This is a genomic window from Lactobacillus sp. X-49 (assembly GCF_057063645.1).
Window position 1 is genome coordinate 1 of sequence record NZ_JBXSQM010000007.1, and the last position, 16,496, is coordinate 16,496.

Sequence of the window (16,496 nt, forward strand, 5' to 3'; positions counted from 1 at the left end):
TCTAGAAGGATTAGAGGGAGTGTTTACTGCAAGACCAAAGCTATTAAATTATCGAATGACAATCCATAGTGATCAAGGAATTCAATATCAATCTAATCCATATCGACATGCTTTACGAAAACATAAAGTATTTCAAAGCATGTCACGAAGAGCTACATGTCATGATAATGCAGCTATGGAAAGTTTCTTTCACATTATGAAAGTTGAAATGAATTATTTTACACATCACTTTGATACTAAGAAACAATTGGTTAAGGCGATGAAAGAATGGATAAGTTATTACAATGAAGATAGAATTCGGCACAAACTAAAAGGCTTAACTCCGATTCAATATCGGAATCAAGCCTTAAGTAAAATGATATAAAACTAACGTCCAGTTTTAGGGGTTAGCTTCAGCTAAATGCGTATCTTGGGTGTTTTTTAATATTTTCTCAAATCACAAAAATATATCTGTTTATTCACATTGTATATAAATAACCGCATTCGATTTATCATCAAATACGGTTATTGTAAACTCGTAAGACAATTATATTCTTTCTTACATTTTTTAAAGTAAAAACATTTTTCTATTAATCTAGCAAAACGAAATAGAAAAATTATTCAAGAAAGTTTAAGTAAAAATTGGTCATTTTAATCTTATTTTTTTAATTCATAAACGTAAGAAATTTCATCTGGTCTGTATACACCATGTAAAGTACCAACCTTTGTGAACCCCATTTTGTCAATTAAGTGTTGCATAGCTTTATTATCTTCATGGGTATCAATTCGGATAGAATCAATATTATTACCATGATCTTTAATAAAATTAATTACAGATTTTAGAAGCTCTGTTGCATATCCCTTACCAGCATAATTCGAATGAATGGCCACACGATGAATGACGACATACTTATCAGTATCGCATAGCCAATTTCCATTTAAATTATCATAAGCATGATCGGGTGCATTTACAATCGAAATTGCTCCAACAGTTTCATGATCAGCTGATGAAGCTAAATAAGCTGAGCCGTTTTTAATATCCTCTTTAATCTGTTCTGTCGAAGGATAATCACCTTGCCATTGGTTAACTCCTCGTTCAGCCAATTGATTTGCCCCATCCTTTAAAATGGTAATAATTTGGTCAAAGTCGGCCATCGTTGCTTTTCTTAATTGCATAAAACCTTTCTCCTTTTTTGAGATACCGTATTATTATATATACTCGACCAGTGCTTGTAAAAAAATTTGCCTTCTACTTACGAGAAAATTTACTAAGACTAACTTTCAGCACAAATTTTACTGAATAAGTTAAACTGTAGTTTGGTAAAATAAAATTCATTGACAAAAATCATTATTTTTAATGAAACTCCTTTAAGCCTTCCATTATCAATTAAAGAAGTAAAAAGCACAAAACTATCTAAATAGCTTTGTGCCAAAATAATTATTAAACTCGACTAACAATAATTGAAAGAATTTAACAATTGTTATTATGCTCCATGATACTGAACAAGAGAAAATACGTCCAATCCCGGAAGCTTTTCTTTACCTTTCAAATCAGGCAATTCAATATAAAATGCCGCACCAACCAATTGAGCACCTAACTCTTCAACTAATTGTTTACATGCACGTAGTGTTCCAGCAGTAGCTAGCAAATCGTCACAAATAACAACTCTTTGCCCCGGTTTTAACGCATCTTTATGCATTTCCAAACTATTTGATCCATATTCAAGATCATATGAAGCACGTTCAACTTCGCGAGGAAGCTTATGAGGTTTTCTCGCGGGGACAAAACCTAGTCCTAATTCAGTTGCAACTGGGCAGCCAACGATAAATCCACGTGCTTCGGGACCAACAATGACATCTGCCTTCCGACTCTTAGCATATTCAGCCAATTTATGTGTTGCTATTTGAAATAATTCTCCATCTTGCAAAATGGGTGTAATATCCCGAAACATGATTCCCTGATTAGGAAAATCTTTAACACTAGCGATATGCTTTTCAAAAACGTTTGCCATAAGAAGAATAAAACCTCCAAAACTTTAATTGCTTGCTAAAGCTTCTTTGACTTACCTATTCTAACAAACTTTTTACTGAAAAGCATCAAAAGCACCTATTTAATGCTGCTTTAGTTCTTTTTTTACATACATTAACAGTCTAGAACTAGACATTTGACGCAATTGTTGTACAAAGTTAATTTGTGACTGTGTTGCAATTAAATATTTTGATGCTGTCAGAGACTGTTTAGAAGGATTTTTTATTCCAAAAAGTTTTCCTGAAAGTAATTCAACAAAATTAAGTTCAAAAAAGACACGCAAAATAAATAATATACTTTGAAAATCTAATCCAATGAACGGACCGACTTGTCGATAATCTTCAATAGAAAGTCCAGGATGTGAATAAACATATTTTAGAACCGTTTCAAAAGAAGTTTTAGTTGGTATCTTTTTTACAGGTAGCCGATCGAGAATAAAGCGTAAATATAATTGTTCATACCTAGCTGTTAAAGCAGCATCAAGCTCCTTTTGACTATGAGGCGCATCAAGCAATACAGCAACTTCATTCTCACCATCATAATCACCAATTGAAATGATTTTGTTAGGATCAAGGTTAAATGCGTTAGCTGCTAACGATCGATTTCTTTCATCAAATAATAGATACCGGTCTGCAAAACCCATTACATGCTTTTCTCGCCGTAAATCTATTACCGGCTCAACTATGTCTAGTTTGGGCGCAGCAAAAACAATTCCCTCTATTATTCCTTGAAGCTTTTTTTGCTTACGATAGCAGTTTTCTTTCAGTTGTATAAATAGTTCACTAATATATGGTAAAAGTGATTTGGTTAAAAATTTTTTATTAAATCCAACAACCTCAAGTTTCTTGTTACTCTTTTCAATGGTTAAATTAATATGATTTTTTTCTTTACCCATAAAAAAACAATTTTTAATTTGGGGCGAAGTAATTTTGAAAATTGGTTGATCATTGTCAGTTCCAAAGGGTCCAACAAGTTTAATTTCTGATAAAATATTCAAATCAAGTTGATTAAAAGGTAATTCAAAGTCATATTGTTTGATAATCGCGGTATTAGCAATCGTAAAGCTAGCTTCAAAAGCTTGTCTTAATGGCACAATTTTATCTTCTTCAAGGGATAAACCACAAGCAAAATCGTGTCCACCAAACTTAGTCAGTAGCTTACCTTTCAAAGGTACAAGTGCGTTAAAAAGATTAAATCCTGGAACTGATCGACCTGAACCTTTAATAATACCAGCAGCATTTTTAGTTAAAATAATTGTCGGTTTATGAAATTTATCCGCAATTTTATTGGCAACTAATCCTAAAACGCCTTCATGAAACTCAGGATTATAAATAACCAAGGTGTTTTGTAAATACCAATTTTTGATTTTAATTTGGTGACAGCAATTCTGGTAAACTTTTTCTGTCAAAACTTTACGTTTATCATTTAATCGTTCGACTTCATCAGCTAATTTTTGAGCAGTTTCTTCATCTTCTGACAAAAGCAATTCAACTGCTAGTCCCGCATTAGCCAATCTTCCAACTGCATTTAAACGTGGAGCAATACTAAAACCAATATCTGTTTCATTAATTTGTCCCATATTTAATCCGGCATTTTTGATTAAGGCTAATAACCCCGGTCGCTGAGTTTGATTTAGAATTTCCAGACCTCGTTTAATAATTACATGCCCTTCACCAGAAACTTTAACCATATCTCCAATTGTCCCAATCATCACCAAATCAAGCAATTCAGTCATCGGGTCTTGCATAAGCTCGCGACAAATTGTGTAGGCAACGCCAGCTCCACAATAATCATCGAACGGATATTTTTGTCCTGGATAATTAGAATGAACCAGCGCATAACTTTGTGGAATAATTTCTTGCATTTTATGGTGATCTGTAATAATTGTATCAACGCCTTGTTGTTTGGCAAACTTAACTTCTTCAACTCCAGTTACACCATTATCGACCGTAATAATCAGCTTGGTACCATTGGCTATAATTTGCTTATAAATTTCAAGATTAGGGCCATAACCATCTTTAAAGCGATCCGGGATAAAATAATGAACATCGGCACCAAGAATACTTAAAGTTTCCACCATAATTGTGGTAGCAGTAATCCCATCTGCATCATAATCACCATACACCGTAACTTTTTCACCATTGTCAACCGCTTGGTTTATCCGTTCGACAGCTTTAACAAGATCATGCATTAATTTGGGGTCAGCTAGGCTATCTTCAGTGGAATTTAGCCAAAAATCTAATTTTTCAGCCGTATTTATATGTCGCGAGGCCAATAAACTTGCCGAAACAGGAGACAATTGAAACTGTTCAATTAATTCAGGATCTAACGTTTCTTTATAACGTTCTTTCCATTCTATCATTTATTTAACTACGCCTTTTTCTATCATTAGATTAATTTCTAAGAAAAATTCCAAAGCTGCACTCAAAATTAACCTCAATTATAGGAAACCAATAAATGCATCTCTGGAATTAATAATTATTTCGAAGATAAATCATCGTCATTCATTTTTAAGACAGCCATAAAAGCATCTTGAGGAACTTCCACATGACCAACAGCCTTCATTCGCTTTTTACCTCGTTTTTGTTTTTCAAGCAGCTTAGCACGCCGATCAGGATCACCCGTGTGAATTTTCCATGTAACGTCTTTTCTATATGGTTTAACAGTTGCACGAGAAATAATTTTTGCCCCAATTGCTCCTTGAATATCGACTTCAAAGTTTTGCCGCGGAATCAGCTTTTTCAGCATTGATGTCATTTGACGAGCTCGGTTTTGAGCTTCATCACGGTGAGCAATAAAACTTAACGCATCAACAACTTGTTTATTTAGCAAGATATCAATCTTTACTAAGTCAGTTGCTCGATAACCCGTAATCTCATAATCAAGTGAAGCATAACCCTTTGTTGAAGATTTCAGATCGTCAAAAAAGTCATAAATAATTTCAGCTAATGGCATGTTATAGATAACATTTACACGGTACTTATCTAAATAATCCATAGTGACGAATTCTCCCCGCTTACGTTGACACAATTCCATCACTGGACCCACAAAATCATTGGGCACCATAACCTCAGCCTTGACAAACGGTTCCTGTACTTCTTTGTATTCACCCGCCGAAGGCAAGTCAGAAGGATTATCTATTATCTTAGTTGAATTATCATTCATAATAGCATGATAGTCTACCGATGGGGCAGTCATAATTAAATCAAGATCAAATTCTTGTTCCAAACGTTCCTGAACTACATCCATATGCAAAAGGCCCAAAAAGCCACACCGAAACCCAAAACCTAATGCCGTAGAAGTTTCAGGCTGAAATTCCAAAGCTGCATCGTTTAATTGCAGTTTTTGAAGCGCTTCTTTTAAATCATCATATTTAGAATTGTCAACGGGATACATACCAGAATAAACCATCGGTGGAATCTGACGGTAGCCCGGAAGTGGTTCTTGAGTAGGTCGATCAGACAAGGTAATCGTATCTCCAACTCGAGTTTCTCGAACAGATTTAATATTCGCTGTTAAATAGCCTACATCACCAGCAATTAAAAGATCTTTTTTAACTGGATGTGGGCTAGAAACTCCTACTTCAGTAACTTCATATTCCTTTTCTGTATTCATAATCTTGATATGATCTCCAGGTTTAACCATACCATCTTCAACACGAATGGACAAAACAACACCGCGATAGTCATCGTATTTTGAGTCAAAAATCAAAGCTTTCAGTGGTGACTCTAAATCACCTGTCGGTGCGGGAACTTCCTGTACAATCTTTTCTAATAAGTCGCTGATTCCTTGACCAGTTTTGCCAGAAACCTCAGCAGCTTCTGTTGCATCAAGTCCTAACATTTCAGTTATTTCTTCTTTTGCTTGTTCTGGATTTGCTGATGGCAAGTCTATTTTGTTAATGACGGGTAAAATTTCTAAATCATCATCAATCGCCAAATAGGTATTAGCCAGTGTCTGTGCCTGAACCCCCTGTGAAGCATCAACAACTAAGAGAGCCCCTTCGCACGCTGCAAGCGACCGTGATACTTCATAAGAAAAATCAACATGTCCAGGGGTGTCGATTAAGTGAAAAATGTAATTTTTACCATCTTTTGCATGATACTTGATTTCAACCGAATTCATTTTGATAGTGATTCCACGTTGCCGCTCAAGCGGCATGTCATCAAGCATTTGATTTTTTAATTGACGCTCAGAAACGGTATCAGTTAATTCAAGAATTCGATCGGCAATCGTTGATTTACCGTGGTCAATGTGTGCCACAATTGAAAAGTTGCGAATATGATTTTGATAATCTTGTAATTTTTTAATGTCCATAAATTATTTGCATCCTTTTTTCTATCTTAACTATTATAGCAAATTTACTAATCGGTATAAAACCAATTAGGCAAAACATTATTTTATTTAAAGGCTTTAAATTAATAAACTAGCTGTCATATCAATAAAACAATTTAACAATAAAAAAACAAAATCGAGTGTATTAATTGTAATATTAGTAGCCTAAATACTTTTTTAACTGATTTTTAAACAAATCAACTATATCATCATTAAATTTGTAGGTTATAAAAATAATTGTACATGTCTTTTTATTAAGTCCTTTATCCAGTTTCATCAATTGCCGACACCAATCAACCTCAAAATCAAACTTGAAGAACCAAGTCTAGTAGTAAAAGAAAAAGTAGATAAAAGTATGAACATACTTTTATCTACTCCCTAAAATGTTTAAAAAGAATTACATTTTTTTATTGTAACTTATCTTTTAATCTCTCAAAAAAGCCCTTTTCTTGTGGGTTGATCGAACCGCCACCAGCTTTAACAAAGTCAACTAAAGCCTGTTTTTGCTTTTCGTTGATTGACTTTGGAATCTGAACTTCAACAGTTGTAACTTGATCACCATTACCGTTACCACGAAGATACGGAACACCTTCATCGCGAATTGTAAACTTCTTATTAGGTTGCGTTCCCGCAGGAATCTTGAGCTTTTTGTCACCGTGAACAGTTTTTACATTGATTTCATCTCCAAGGGTCGCTTGAGCAAATGAAATCGGAACTGTAGTATAAATAGTTGTGCCTTCTCGTTTAAATTCCTTAGATGGTTTTATGCGATAGCTAATATATAAGTCACCATAAGCACCACCATTCTTGCCGGCTTCACCTTGACCCTCATAGCGAAGTTGTTGACCATTATCAATTCCGGCTGGAATATTAACTTCAATCGTATTTTTACTATCAATTACACCTTTACCATGACATGTCTGGCAGGGATGCTGAATAATTGTCCCACGACCATTACACTTATCACAAGTAGTTTGTCGCCGAATAACCCCAAGCATTGACTTTTGAGTTATTGTCATATATCCTGTACCGTTACACTTATCACAGGTGATAGGATGTGTGCCCTTTTCTGCACCACTGCCATTACAAGTTGAACAGGTCTCGCTTCGAGTATATGATACTTGCGTTTTTTTACCCGTAATTGCATCCATAAAATCAATCGTTAGAGTATAATCTAGATCTTCTCCTCGTGTAGGTGCTGTCGGATCGGCACGCCTTTGGCCAGTACCACCACCAAAGAAATCGTTGAAAATATCTCCAAAATCGCCGAAGCCTCCAAAGTCACCATAACCTTGGCCACCTCCAAATCCACTTTGGCCATTATTTACTCCTGCTGAGCCGAATTGATCATATTGTGCACGTTTTTGTTGATCATGTAAAACTTCATATGCTTCATTTATTTTTTTGTATTTTTCTTCAGCACCCGGCTCATGATTAATATCAGGGTGATATTTCTTAGCTAATTTACGATAAGCAGAGTTAATTTCTTTATCACTGGCATTTCGATTAACGCCTAGCACATTATAATAGTCTTCTTGTGCCATCTACAAAGCTCCTTACTTTCCAAAAGAAAAGAACTACTTCGTGGCAGTTCTTTTCTAATTTATTTAATTATAAACCCTTTACTTATCTGGGTCTACCTTATGGAATTCTCCGTCACTAGCAGAACCATCACTTGGATTACCGCCTTGTGCACCAGGATCTTGTGGTCCAGTTTGTCCTTGAGCTCCACCGTTAGCTTGATATAATTTAACTGCTAAGTCTTGAGCAACCTTAGATAATTCATCTTTTTTAGCTTTCATATCATCTAAATTATTATCTTTTTGAGCTTTCTTCAGTGCATCAAGTGCGTCTTGAACCTTCTTAGTATCATCTTCAGATACCTTGTCTTTAACTTCACCTAAAGTCTTTTCAGTTGAGAAGATTAATTGATCAACTTCATTGCGTAGGTCAACTTCTTCTTTCTTCTTCTTATCTTCTTCAGCGTGTTCTTCGGCCTCTTTTTGCATCTTTTGAATTTCTTCATCAGACAAACCAGATGAACTCTTAATAGTAATCTTTTGTTCCTTGCCAGTACCCATATCTTTTGCAGAAACGTTTACGATACCATTCTTATCAATATCAAAAGTAACTTGAATTTGAGGAACGCCACGTGGTGCAGCCGGAATGTCAGTTAATTCGAATCTACCTAAAGTCTTGTCATCTGCTGCCATTGGTCGTTCACCCTGTAACACATGAACATCAACCGCTGGTTGATTATCAGCAGCTGTCGAAAAAATTTGACTCTTTGAAGTTGGAATAGTCGTGTTCTTTTCAATTAATTTAGTGAAAACGCCTCCCATAGTTTCGATTCCTAGTGAAAGCGGCGTAACGTCAAGTAAAACAACATCCTTAACATCACCAGAAATAACACCACCTTGAATTGCAGCACCCAAAGCAACAGCTTCATCAGGGTTAATTGAGTGGTCAGGCTCTTTACCAGACCATTTCTTAACTGCTTCTTGAACAGCAGGAATCCGAGTTGAACCACCGTTCAAGATCACTTTATCAATATCATTAACCGTCAAATCAGCATCTTTTAGAGCATTGTCAAATGGTACTTTGGTTCTATCAACAAGATCAGCAGTTAACTCATCAAACTTTGCTCGAGTCAAATCAGCTTCAAGGTGCAAAGGTCCTGCCTCACCAGCAGAAATGAATGGAAGTGAGATATGTGTTGAAGAGACACCAGAAAGATCTTTCTTTGCCTTTTCTGCGGCATCTTTTAATCTCTGCAAAGCCATTTTGTCTGTTGATAAATCAACACCATTTTCATCCTTAAAGTTCTTGATGAGCCAATCCATAATTTTATTATCAAAGTCATCACCACCAAGACGAGTATCACCATTAGTTGACAATACTTGGAACACACCATCACCTAATTGTAGAACTGAAACGTCAAAGGTACCACCACCAAGGTCATATACCAAAACTTTTTCGTCTTCTGCATCTTTATCTAGACCATAAGCAAGTGATGAAGCGGTTGGCTCATTAATAATTCGTTTAACATCTAAACCAGCGATTTTACCAGCATCTTTAGTTGCTTGACGCTGTGCATCATTAAAGTATGCAGGAACCGTAATAACTGCTTCAGTAACCTTTTCACCTAAGTAATCTTCTGAGAATTTCTTAATGTATTGTAAGATCATCGCAGAAATTTCTTGTGGTGTATATGCTTTATCACCAATCTTTACCTTATAATCCGTTTCACCCATGTGGCGTTTAATTGAAGAAATTGTATTAGGGTTAGTGATTGCTTGTCTTTTTGCTACTTCACCAACTTGAATTTCACCATCCTTAAAAGCAACTACAGATGGAGTAGTTCGATTACCTTCTGGATTAGTAATAATTTTTGGTTCTTTACCTTCAAGAACTGCAACAGCTGAGTTAGTAGTTCCAAGATCAATACCGATAACTTTTGACATTTTTTTAACTTCCTTCCAATTATTGTGCGACAACAACCATTGCTGGTCTTAATGTACGATCTTTATATAAATATCCTTTTTGTAAAACTTGCACAACATGATTTTTTTGATCATCACTTTCAGCATCAACGGTTTGAACCGCTTGATGCAAAGTTGGATCAAATTCCACACCTTCAGCATCAATTTCGCTAATTCCATGATCTTTCATGGCTTTTACAAGCGAATCAAGGGTCATTTCAACACCCTTTTTTAATTGCTTAGAAGCTTCATCGTCAACTTTAGTTGCTAAAGCCCGCTCTAAATTATCCATTGCAGGTAAAACGTCTTTAGCTAATGATTGTGATTCATACTTAATCAACTGTGCCCGCTCGTTATTATACCGATTTTGCATATTTTGCATTTCAGCTTGGCTACGTAAAAATTTATCTTCTAAATCTTTATTTTCTTCGCGCAACTTAGTTAATTCAGCCACTTCTTTATTTTCTATAGATTTTGACTTCTTTTTATTAATTTTGTTAGTATCACTATCAGTTGCTTTAGTTGTTTGTGATTGAGCCTTATCCAAATCCTGTTCGCTAGTAAATTTTTCTTTACTCACGTTAACCTCCTTTATTTAAATCGACCATAATACTCAAGCATTTTTTTAGCTAATTCATTCCTGAAATATTCTAATAAACTAATTATTTGCGAATATGGCATATTATTGGGGCCAAGTAAAGCAATTACACCTTTACCATGAGGCCCCACGCTATATTCTGCTGTTAACAAACTATAATCTTTTAGCAAATCATTAGATAATTCTGAACCTAGACTGACTTGAATGGGAGAATGATTATTATTCGTAATTGTTCCTTGACTCATCCAGTGTGAAATTAGATCTTCATGATCAATTAAGTCATAAAGCGTTCGTAAGCTGGTTACATCATTTAGAGATGTATTATTGAGCAGATTGATTTGACCATCGACATACATTTGCTCACTAGCTGCTTCATTAATAACATCTTCCACTAGTTCAATCAAACCATCGATATGACTACTGTTAAATTTCTTATTTAGTACATGACTTAATATGGTTGGTGATACATCACCCAATGTTTTACCAACAAGTTCATCGTTTATCATTCGAACAGCTTTTTCTACTTCATCGCCATTTACATTAGATGGCAATTGATAAACTTGATTATGAACGTTACCATCACTAGTTACTAAAATAGCCATGATCTGACAACTGAACAAGGGAACTATTCGAAAACCGGTAATAGTCAATGTACTACTTTCAGGACCCTCCGCAAAAGCTGTATAATTTGTTAAATCAGACAAAATTTTAGCGGCTTCTTGCACAATTTCATTAACTTGATGAAACGGTTGACTAAACTGATTAATAATTTTTTTATAAACAGAAGATGGAATTTGAAGAGGCTCAACTAAATTGTCCAAATAATAACGATATCCATCAGTTGATGGTACACGTCCACTAGACAGATGGGTCTTTTCAATCAATCCTCGCTCTTCTAATAGAGCCATTTCATTTCGAATTGTTGCGCTAGAAACTTTAATTGGTAACTGATTCATAACAGTTTTAGAGCCTACAGGATCATGCGTTTGCGTAAAATCATTTATAATAGTTTTTAAAATTAGTTCTTGACGTTCGGTCAACATAAATATCGCCCTCACTTTTAGCACTCACACTTCAAAGGTGCTAACAATTATTATGATACTAGGTTTTAGCAGATTGTCAAGTTGAGTGCTAATTTTTTTGAACAAATTTGTATAAATAGATTAGTCTATTTATTTATATTAGAAAAATATGCTTTTATTTCTGCCTCATCCTGAACCATTTGCTTTTTCAAATCGGTTAAATTGCTAAATTTAATTTCTCCTCTTGTATACTTATACCATTTTATAATCATTTTTTGATCATAGGCATCTTGATTGAAACCAAACAAGTTTGATTCAATATAAATTTTTGAATCGTCATTGATTGTAGCATTATAACCGACACTGGTCATTGAATTGTACCACTTGCCATTAATTTTTGTTTTAGTAGCATAGACTCCTATCTTAGGAATCACTTTATTTGTATCCCAAACTAAGTTAGCAGTAGGATAGCCTAACTTATGTCCATTTCGTAGTCCATGACCAACATAACCAGACATTACATATGGAAATCCTAATAACTTCTTAGCTAAAGTCATATTCCCCGCACTAATTGCCTTTTTAATTTCTGTTGAGCCTATTTTTTGTCCATCATAGCATTGTTCAGGAACATTAATAATATCAAATCTGCCTTTAGCAAACTGTGGTAAATTTTGCATATTAGCTACATCTTTAGGACCATAGGTATAATCAAAACCTGCAACAATTGTGTCAGCATGTAATTTGACAATAATATTGTCAACAAATTCCTGTGCAGTTAGTCTACTGAACATCTTATTAAAATGCATTACCAATAAGTAATCTACGCCAAGTTTCTGCATTTTATATGCTTTTTCATCTAAGTTGTCAATATACGTTACACCAGCATTTTGATATACTTCTTTAGGATGTCTATCAAATGTCATTACCATTAGAGGCAGATCTTTTTTTATTGCAGTTTTTTTTGCAATTTTGATAAGTTGTTGATGTCCGCGATGAACGCCATCAAAAAAGCCTAAAGCCAATATTAGTTTACCCTGAACAATATTATCTGTAATTGGATAATTTAAATGGATAATTTGCACGTTGAGACCTTCATTTCAACTATTTATTTTGTAAAAGCATCAGTTCGGGACAATAAAGATGTCCTTTCACGTGATAAATTGCTTTAACCTTTTTATTGTAACGTAAAGCAACTTGTTTTTCATTCGTTTGTAATGAAATTGCTGCACCGTTTTGAACTTTTTTCCATTGATCTTCAGTTAAATCTAGTTGTTGGTAATCCTTAAAAAATGTTTCAATCGGTTGAATATATTCACCAATGTGGGATGGATTGCAAACAATGTCATCTAACTTGACCGCTTGGCTAATATCGAAGCCAGAGCTAGCAGTACGACGTAAACTTTTCATTGTGGCCGGGATATTCAACTTATTGGATAAATCATTGACAAGAGAACGAACATACGTACCTTTACTACATTCAATTTGAAAGCTAAATTCCTCTTGCCCTTTTTCTTTATTAAAAGTTGGCGTACCAACTAAATTATACGAAAAAACATTGACCAGTCTTTTTGGTCTCTCAACTGTAATATTTTCTCGAGCATATTCATATAAATGTCGTCCATTAACTCGAACCGCTGAATAAATTGGCGGCACTTGCTCTATTTTTCCTACAAATTGTTGCATTGCCTTACTAATATCTTCAGCTGACAATTGTTCTGTCAAATTTTGAACTTGTAAAACTTTACCACTAAGATCATAACTATCAGTCGAAAAACCTAAAATACCAGTCCCACAATATTCTTTATTTTTAGTATGCATTAGCTCAATTAACTTTGTAGCTTGACCTAGGGCAATAGGTAAAACACCAGTAACATCGGGATCTAACGTCCCTGCGTGACCAATTTTTTTAATATGTAAAGCTTTTCGCAACTGATAAACAACATCTGCACTAGTCATTCCTTTATCTTTATCGATTACTAAAATTCCGTTTATCATCTTACCTACCTATTAAAAAAGCGCCAAAGAGCGCTTTTTTTAATTATTTCGATCTTCTTCTTGTCTTTTTACTTCGGCAATTAATCGATCAATTTTACTACCATATTTAACTGAATTATCTCGCTTAAATATAAGCTCTGGAACCTTATAGACAGTTAAAACCTGGCCCAAAAGATGACGTGCCATGCCTTTGGCTTTTTCTAATCCGTTAGCAGCCTCTTCTTCTTTTTGAGGACTGTCACTGAGTATACTATAAAAAATAGTTGCATATGAAAGATCATTGCTGCATTCTACAGCGGTTATGGTTACATCTTTAACACGTGGATCACGTATGTTTTTGCGCAAAATTTTAGTTAACTCACGAAGGATTTCACCTTCAACGCGACCTATTCTGTGTTTCATATTTGCCTCCAATTTTAACTAACTAGGCTTAACTTCCTGTTGTTCAACAGCTTCAAGTTCATCGCCAACTTTAATGTCATTATAGCCTTCAATTGTCAGTCCACAATCTAACCCTTGCTTAACAACCTTAACATCGTCTTTAAATCTCTTTAGCGAACCAACTTTACCAGTATAGATTACAACACCATTGCGAATTAAGTTTACTTCAGAATCTCGAGAAACATAGCCAGAATCAACAAATGCTCCTGCGATAGTCCCAACTTTAGACACTTTCCAAATTTCACGAACGGTCAGATTTCCGACAACTTTATCTTCGTAAGTTGGCTCCAACATTCCTTGCATGGCTGCTTTAACATCGTCAATTGCTTTATAGATAACACTGTATAGTCGAATATCAACTCCAGCATCGGATTCCGCTTGTGATTTAGCTGTTGCAGTTGGCCTTACATTAAACCCAAGGATAAAGGCATTGGAAGCCGCTGCCAGTGCAACATCAGATTCATTAACAGCACCAACACCAGAGTGAATAATATTTACGCGTACACCTTCAACTTCAATTTTTTCAAGTGATTGCTGTAATGCCTCAGCTGATCCCTGAACATCGGCCTTTAAAACGACACCAACTTCTTTCATGTTTTCTTTTTTCATTGTATCGAAAAGATTGTCCAACGTAACATGTTGAGTATTTTCACGAGATTGCTGCAAAGCCTGTTGTGCCCTTTGCTCTCCAACACTTCTAGCAGTTTTTTCATCATCAAAGACAACAATTTTATCAGCAGATTCAGGAACATCATTTAAACCAGTTATTTCAACAGGCATTGAAGGCGTTGCTTTTTCAACTTGTCGACCACGATCATTAGTCATCACACGAACACGACCAAAGCGATTACCAACAACAATTGGGTCACCTGTGTGCAACGTACCTTGTTGTATTAAGATATCAGCAACTGGTCCACGACCACGTGATAACCGAGCCTCAATTACAGTACCAATAGCTTTTTGCTTTGAATCAGCTTTTAATTCCATCACATCAGCTTGAAGGAGAATCATTTGCAAAAGCTCATCAACATTTTCACCTGTTTTAGCCGATATTTTAACAAAAATTGTGTCCCCGCCATAATCTTCCGGAATTAAGTTATACTGCATTAGCTGTTCAATAACATGTTCCGGATTAGCACCTGGAGCGTCCATCTTGTTAATTGCAACAATAATTGGAACATGGGCACTCTTAGCATGATCAATAGCTTCAATTGTTTGGGGCATTACACCGTCATCAGCAGCAACAACTAAAACAACAATATCTGTAATTTCTGCTCCGCGTTCACGCATATTTGAAAATGCCGCATGTCCCGGTGTATCTAAGAATGTAATTAAGTCCTTACCGATTCTTACTTGATATGCACCAATTTTTTGAGTAATTCCTCCAGCTTCATGAGCTGAAACATGAGTATGTCTCAATCGATCAAGCAATGTAGTCTTACCATGATCAACATGTCCCATAATGGTAACAACTGGCGGACGCTTAACTTGAAACTTCGATTCTTTTGAAGCAGCCATCTGTTTTTCATACAAGTTATCAATATCAGAAATATCCTCATGAATTTTTTCTTCAGCATTAATGCCATACTCAGCTGCAATTAATTCAATTGTATCTTTGTCAAGCGACTGATTTTGGTTGGTCATTATCCCAAGCATAAATAATTTCTTAACAATTTCTGCTGGTTCTCTGTGTAAAGTTTTACCTAAATCTTGAGCATTCATACCAACTTCATAAGTCAACGTTTCTGGCAACGGACGTTCCTTTCTTTGGGATGGTTGCTTCTTAGGAATTTGTTCTATTTGACGTTTTTTAGACTTTGCTTTACGTCTTTCTTGGCGTTTAGGATGATTATTGCCACCAGCATATGATTGATTTCTACCTTTGCGACCTGGTTTGCCAGTATTGCGGGTATGTCCATTTCCACGTCTGTTATCATCTTTTGCTGGCTCTTGAGTAGTACTTGGTTCAACTATTTTAACCTTGTTTGCTACTGCTGAATTATGATTTTGCTTCATTCTAGCAGGTGACGGTTTAATAATTTTTGGACCAGTTACTTTTGATTTTGAAATTTCTTTTTTAGTAATTACTTCTTTGTTTTCTTTAGGTTCTTTTTTTACTTCTTCTCTTGTAGAAGTCGACTTAGTCACTTCTTGACCAAAATTTTTACTAACCTTTTCATTTTGACGATTCAGCGTATTTTCCTCTACTCTTTGTTTATGCTTTAGTTGTTTAAGCAAATCCTGTGCCACAGGTTTTGCCGTTTTTTGACTGTGGTTGGCAAGTTTTGCATTAGATTCTTTTTGTCGCCTATGATTGTTTGAACGACGTCTATTTTGATGATTGCTACTGTTTTTTTCTTCTTCGTGCTTTTTTTCGTTTTTACGAATTGAAGTAACAGAAATTTTGATTTTATTAATCTTTTTAACTGACTTATCTTCCTTTTTTGCGGGAGCGGGGTTACGCAAATTACCCTTTAACTGATCCACTTCTGAATCTTCTAGTGATGACATATGATTTTTTACATCAAAGCCTAGGTCTTTAGCTTTATTGACCACAACTTTATTATCGATGCCTAACTCTTTTGCAATTTCGTAAATTCTTTTCTTAGTCATCC

General features: G+C 35.2%; 13 protein-coding genes. 1 reads left to right on the forward strand and 12 read right to left on the reverse strand.

Annotation, left to right across the window (positions count from 1 at the left end; translation table 11 throughout):
* On the forward strand, positions 1–364 hold a 364-nt coding region (locus ACYIAQ_RS04625), incomplete at its 5' end, for a transposase (protein WP_483564031.1).
* Between the two features lie 272 nt (positions 365–636).
* Here the strand turns inward: ACYIAQ_RS04625 and ACYIAQ_RS04630 are convergent.
* The 12 genes from ACYIAQ_RS04630 to infB form a co-directional block, all read right to left on the reverse strand.
* Positions 637–1,155, reverse strand: a complete 519-nt coding sequence (locus ACYIAQ_RS04630; RefSeq protein WP_122018372.1) for a GNAT family N-acetyltransferase — start codon at positions 1,153–1,155, stop codon at positions 637–639.
* A 308-nt stretch (positions 1,156–1,463) separates the two neighbouring features.
* On the reverse strand, positions 1,464–1,991 hold the full coding sequence (locus ACYIAQ_RS04635; protein WP_122018373.1) for an adenine phosphoribosyltransferase: 528 nt from the start codon (positions 1,989–1,991) through the stop codon (positions 1,464–1,466).
* 99 nt (positions 1,992–2,090) lie between these two features.
* Positions 2,091–4,367, reverse strand: a complete 2,277-nt coding sequence (gene recJ / locus ACYIAQ_RS04640) for a single-stranded-DNA-specific exonuclease RecJ (RefSeq protein ID WP_483562742.1) — start codon at positions 4,365–4,367, stop codon at positions 2,091–2,093.
* A 119-nt stretch (positions 4,368–4,486) separates the two neighbouring features.
* A complete protein-coding gene (gene lepA / locus ACYIAQ_RS04645) occupies positions 4,487–6,325 on the reverse strand; it encodes a translation elongation factor 4 (RefSeq protein WP_483562692.1) in 1,839 nt (612 codons plus the stop codon).
* A 425-nt stretch (positions 6,326–6,750) separates the two neighbouring features.
* Positions 6,751–7,887: a molecular chaperone DnaJ gene (gene dnaJ / locus ACYIAQ_RS04650; RefSeq protein ID WP_483562693.1), complete on the reverse strand. Its 1,137-nt coding sequence runs from the start codon at positions 7,885–7,887 to the stop codon at positions 6,751–6,753.
* A 78-nt stretch (positions 7,888–7,965) separates the two neighbouring features.
* The gene (dnaK, locus tag ACYIAQ_RS04655; RefSeq protein ID WP_483562694.1) at positions 7,966–9,807 is read right to left on the reverse strand and encodes a molecular chaperone DnaK; all 1,842 of its coding nucleotides are present in this window, start codon (positions 9,805–9,807) and stop codon (positions 7,966–7,968) included.
* 19 nt (positions 9,808–9,826) lie between these two features.
* Positions 9,827–10,405, reverse strand: a complete 579-nt coding sequence (gene grpE / locus ACYIAQ_RS04660) for a nucleotide exchange factor GrpE (protein ID WP_122018378.1) — start codon at positions 10,403–10,405, stop codon at positions 9,827–9,829.
* Positions 10,406–10,416: 11 nt separating this feature from the next.
* Positions 10,417–11,466 carry a heat-inducible transcriptional repressor HrcA gene (gene hrcA / locus ACYIAQ_RS04665; RefSeq protein WP_483562695.1) on the reverse strand — a complete coding sequence of 350 codons (1,050 nt, stop codon included), beginning with the start codon at positions 11,464–11,466 and terminating at the stop codon, positions 10,417–10,419.
* A 125-nt stretch (positions 11,467–11,591) separates the two neighbouring features.
* The gene (ribF, locus tag ACYIAQ_RS04670) at positions 11,592–12,527 is read right to left on the reverse strand and encodes a riboflavin biosynthesis protein RibF (protein ID WP_483562696.1); all 936 of its coding nucleotides are present in this window, start codon (positions 12,525–12,527) and stop codon (positions 11,592–11,594) included.
* Between the two features lie 19 nt (positions 12,528–12,546).
* Positions 12,547–13,440, reverse strand: a complete 894-nt coding sequence (gene truB, locus ACYIAQ_RS04675; protein ID WP_483562697.1) for a tRNA pseudouridine(55) synthase TruB — start codon at positions 13,438–13,440, stop codon at positions 12,547–12,549.
* 39 nt (positions 13,441–13,479) lie between these two features.
* Positions 13,480–13,842, reverse strand: coding sequence for a ribosome-binding factor A (locus ACYIAQ_RS04680; protein ID WP_483562698.1), 363 nt, complete (start codon positions 13,840–13,842; stop codon positions 13,480–13,482).
* Between the two features lie 18 nt (positions 13,843–13,860).
* Positions 13,861–16,494, reverse strand: a complete 2,634-nt coding sequence (infB, locus tag ACYIAQ_RS04685) for a translation initiation factor IF-2 (RefSeq protein ID WP_122018383.1) — start codon at positions 16,492–16,494, stop codon at positions 13,861–13,863.
* Positions 16,495–16,496: the final 2 nt, after the last annotated feature.

What these genes read in the sequence shown, in the direction of transcription:
- ACYIAQ_RS04635 (WP_122018373.1), bottom strand. Translation starts at nt 1,991, where the DNA reads ATGGCAAACGTTTTTGAAAAGCATATCGCTAGTGTTAAAGATTTTCCT.
- hrcA (WP_483562695.1), bottom strand. Translation starts at nt 11,466, where the DNA reads ATGTTGACCGAACGTCAAGAACTAATTTTAAAAACTATTATAAATGAT.
- truB (WP_483562697.1), bottom strand. Translation starts at nt 13,440, where the DNA reads ATGATAAACGGAATTTTAGTAATCGATAAAGATAAAGGAATGACTAGT.
- dnaJ (WP_483562693.1), bottom strand. Translation starts at nt 7,887, where the DNA reads ATGGCACAAGAAGACTATTATAATGTGCTAGGCGTTAATCGAAATGCC.
- lepA (WP_483562692.1), bottom strand. Translation starts at nt 6,325, where the DNA reads ATGGACATTAAAAAATTACAAGATTATCAAAATCATATTCGCAACTTT.
- dnaK (WP_483562694.1), bottom strand. Translation starts at nt 9,807, where the DNA reads ATGTCAAAAGTTATCGGTATTGATCTTGGAACTACTAACTCAGCTGTT.
- infB (WP_122018383.1), bottom strand. Translation starts at nt 16,494, where the DNA reads ATGACTAAGAAAAGAATTTACGAAATTGCAAAAGAGTTAGGCATCGAT.
- ACYIAQ_RS04680 (WP_483562698.1), bottom strand. Translation starts at nt 13,842, where the DNA reads ATGAAACACAGAATAGGTCGCGTTGAAGGTGAAATCCTTCGTGAGTTA.
- ACYIAQ_RS04630 (WP_122018372.1), bottom strand. Translation starts at nt 1,155, where the DNA reads ATGCAATTAAGAAAAGCAACGATGGCCGACTTTGACCAAATTATTACC.